Origin of the sequence: Endozoicomonas sp. (genome assembly GCF_051008435.1) — a bacterium.
Classification (GTDB): Bacteria; Pseudomonadota; Gammaproteobacteria; order Pseudomonadales; family Endozoicomonadaceae; genus Endozoicomonas_A.
Genome location: NZ_JBPCXO010000120.1, coordinates 1 through 2,985, shown reverse-complemented (window position 1 = coordinate 2,985; position 2,985 = coordinate 1). Strand labels below are relative to the sequence as shown.

Here is a 2,985-nt window from a genome sequence, read left to right as displayed (position 1 = left end):
CGATTAAATAGGTCAACTATTCTCACGAATCCATCGAAGCTGTCTAGAACGCTCAAGACTGTCGACTCGTTCTACTGACTCTTCAATAGAGAGTATGCTCGAAAGCATAAGTCCGACAGGCTCCTGGGGCGGGTTGAGCCCGGTGAGACAGGAAGCATCTAATGCTGATTTAATCGCAGAACAATAGTCCTGATCTTTTCTCTTCATTGAGGGCTTCCTGGTTTTGATGATCATTCGGGAAGCCGCCAATAGCGTTGATTAGGTTTAGATCAACCCATGAGGCCATGAATAAGCTCGCTTCGTTGGCCAGGGTTTTTATTTCTTGTCGATAGGAAATGAGCGGCCATCGGGATGGTAAACCTGAGGGTCGGACCAGTGTGCATGACGGATTTTCCAGACACCGTCCCGTTTCTCAACATACAGTGTGGTTCTGACCTGGGGGATTTGTTTCCACTCGCTGCTGCCCTGGTGCTGATATTCAACCGCCCATTCAGACAGGATGACGCCTGCTTCACCACGGGTGAAGGTTCGATTATTATGAGTGGTGATACGGGTTTTGGCTTCCTTGAAGTCACGCATCAGAGCCTCTTTGACTTCACTCAAATTGGTGGCGTGCTCATCTTTCGCGGTTCCCCAGACATCAATACCGTCATCCTGAACGTAGAACTGGGCGACGGCTTTTACATCCCCCTGATCATAGGCTTTTACAAAGTCTTTCATCATCACCTCAAGGTCTTTGTTGTCATCGGCAGGTGTGATGGTTGAAGTCAGGGATAGAAGCAGCAGGGAGAACAAAAAGGGCAGTCGCAAAAACTTCATGGCTGAGCACTCCGGAAATCAGTCAGTCGGGACATAACCTAAGGTAGACCCAATTGACTGATAGGGCACTGACTCAGAGTTCGCTTTCGTCGGATATTTCCTGAGGGGGTAGGGCTTGCGGTGTTGTCTCTTCAGCTTCGAGGGAGTCTTCCTGTGGTACTGAAGCTTCAGTTTCCTGTTCAGGCAACGGCAGTTCTTCGACTTTTTTCTTGCGAATCAGATCGTCAAAGTTATCGGGCAGATCCGCTTCCAGCTCATCCAGCTCGGCAAACAGCTCTTCTGCGGATTGTTCTTCCACTTCAATGACTTCCTGAACCTCTTCATTCTGAGCGGGTAATTTGCTTTGCTCATTGGCTTCGGCCAGCTCTCTGGCGGCTTCTTCCAGATTGCGAATTTCTGAAAGAGGAGGCAGTTCGTTAAGGTTTTCCAGATTAAAATAATCCAGAAACTGACGCGTAGTGGCAAACATGGCCGGACGGCCCGGTACATCCCGGTGGCCCACGACCCGAACCCACTCCCGATCCTGAAGGGTTCGTATAATGTTGCTGCTCACGGCAACCCCCCGGATTTCTTCAATTTCCCCCCGGGTGATGGGCTGTCGGTAGGCAATCAGTGCCAGCGTTTCCAGCAGAGCCCGGGTGTAGCGCTGTGGCTTCTCTTCCCAAAGCCTTCCGACCCAGGGAGCCAATTCCTGCCTGACCTGGAAACGGTAGCCTGAAGCCACTTTCTTGAGTTCAAAGCCCCTGTCTTCACAGGCTTCAGAGATGGCTACCAATGCTTCACGGATCTGGTTGCCGTCTGGGCATTCTTCCCCCGAATAGAGATCTTCCGGGAACAGGGCCGCCAGTTTTTCTACGGTCAGGGGTTTCTGACTGGCCAGCAGGGCTCCTTCCAGGATTTTTTGCAGCTGTTCTGCTTCCATTAGTCAATCCGGGCCTTAACGTGAATGGGTCCAAAAGGTTCGTTCTGTATCAGTTCGATCAGGGATTCTTTGATCAGTTCCATAACCGCCATAAAGGTGACCACGACTCCAAGCTTGCCTTCTTCCAGCCGGAACAGAGCAACAAACGGAGTAAAGCGTTCAGAGGTCAGCATCGACAATACTTCACTCATACGTTCACGGGTCGACAGGGCTTCCTGTTCCACCTGGTGACTGACATACATTTCTGACCGGCGGAGGATTTCTCCCATGGCCAGCATGATCTCCTTGAGATCGACTTCTGGATGAGGGCGTTCCTGTTCCAGATCGGGTGGAGAGGCGCTGGCTTCATGCAGGTCCCGGGTCATTCTGGGCAACTGGTCGATGTCTTCGGCTGCTTTTTTGAAGCGCTCATACTCCTGGAGACGACGAATCAGCTCGGCCCGGGGATCTTCTTCCTCATCTTCGTCTTCTGAGACTCTGGGCAGCAGCATGCGCGACTTGATTTCGGCCAGGGTGGCGGCCATGACCAGGTATTCAGCTGCCAGCTCGAATTGTCCGGACTCCATAAGGTCGACGTATTTCATATATTGCTCAGTGATCACCGCGACCTGAATATTGAGAATATCCATGTTGTTGCGCTTGATCAGATAGAGCAGCAGGTCGAGTGGACCTTCAAAAGCTTCCAGGAATATCTGTAAAGCATCCGGCGGAATATAAAGGTCGTCAGGCAGCTTGGCCATGGGCTGCCCCATGACCAGTATCTGGTGTTCAATGATATCAGGCTCTGAGCCTGATTGAGTTTCCGGTACTTGCTCTTCAGGGAGCGTCTCTGCTCCGGACTCAGCCACGGTTTCCGTGGAGGTCATTGATGCTTCACCCTTTTGTCATTCCTCTAAAGAGGCTGTCTGGAAAGTAATGGGTCGGTTAAAAATCCAGAAAGAACGGCCATATTTTCCGATCAATTCGATTAAATAGGTCAACTATTCGCACGAATTGATGGAAAAATCTGACTCGTTCTACTGAATTTTTACCTCGACTCCTACTTCCCAGGCAGTCTCTGACTGAAAAAAAGCAGTTTGACCGGTGAGCGGTGAAACTGCTTTTTGTTGCGATCAGACTCTAGGAGCCTGTCGGACTTACCACTGACCTACTGCGAAAAAGCCGGATTTGGCCATTTTTTATGATTCTTTTCGTTGAATAGCTCGCTATTCGCCTCAAATAATCATAAAAACTGTCTCAAACCG

At 50.4% G+C, this 2,985-nt stretch carries 4 protein-coding genes; all 4 read right to left on the bottom strand.

The features are described 5' to 3' along the window. Positions 1–12: 12 nt before the first annotated feature. The 4 genes from ACR2PX_RS05605 to ACR2PX_RS05590 all read right to left on the bottom strand — a co-directional run bounded on the left by ACR2PX_RS05605 (position 13) and on the right by ACR2PX_RS05590 (position 2,607). The gene (locus tag ACR2PX_RS05605) at positions 13–207 is read right to left on the bottom strand and encodes a hypothetical protein (RefSeq protein WP_433998384.1); all 195 of its coding nucleotides are present in this window, start codon (positions 205–207) and stop codon (positions 13–15) included. 108 nt (positions 208–315) lie between these two features. Then, positions 316–819, bottom strand: coding sequence for a nuclear transport factor 2 family protein (locus tag ACR2PX_RS05600; protein ID WP_433998383.1), 504 nt, complete (start codon positions 817–819; stop codon positions 316–318). A 73-nt stretch (positions 820–892) separates the two neighbouring features. Then, a complete protein-coding gene (gene scpB / locus ACR2PX_RS05595; RefSeq protein ID WP_433998382.1) occupies positions 893–1,741 on the bottom strand; it encodes an SMC-Scp complex subunit ScpB in 849 nt (282 codons plus the stop codon). Next, entirely contained in the window at positions 1,741–2,607 is an 867-nt protein-coding gene (locus ACR2PX_RS05590; protein WP_433998381.1) for a segregation and condensation protein A, read from the bottom strand. The genes scpB and ACR2PX_RS05590 overlap by 1 nt, the downstream gene beginning before the upstream one ends. Positions 2,608–2,985 lie beyond the last annotated feature (378 nt).

Excerpts from the sequence above, each read along its gene's own strand:
- ACR2PX_RS05590 (WP_433998381.1), bottom strand. The coding sequence starts at position 2,607 with ATGACCTCCACGGAAACCGTGGCTGAGTCCGGAGCAGAGACGCTCCCT.
- scpB (WP_433998382.1), bottom strand. The coding sequence starts at position 1,741 with ATGGAAGCAGAACAGCTGCAAAAAATCCTGGAAGGAGCCCTGCTGGCC.
- ACR2PX_RS05600 (WP_433998383.1), bottom strand. The coding sequence starts at position 819 with ATGAAGTTTTTGCGACTGCCCTTTTTGTTCTCCCTGCTGCTTCTATCC.
- ACR2PX_RS05605 (WP_433998384.1), bottom strand. The coding sequence starts at position 207 with ATGAAGAGAAAAGATCAGGACTATTGTTCTGCGATTAAATCAGCATTA.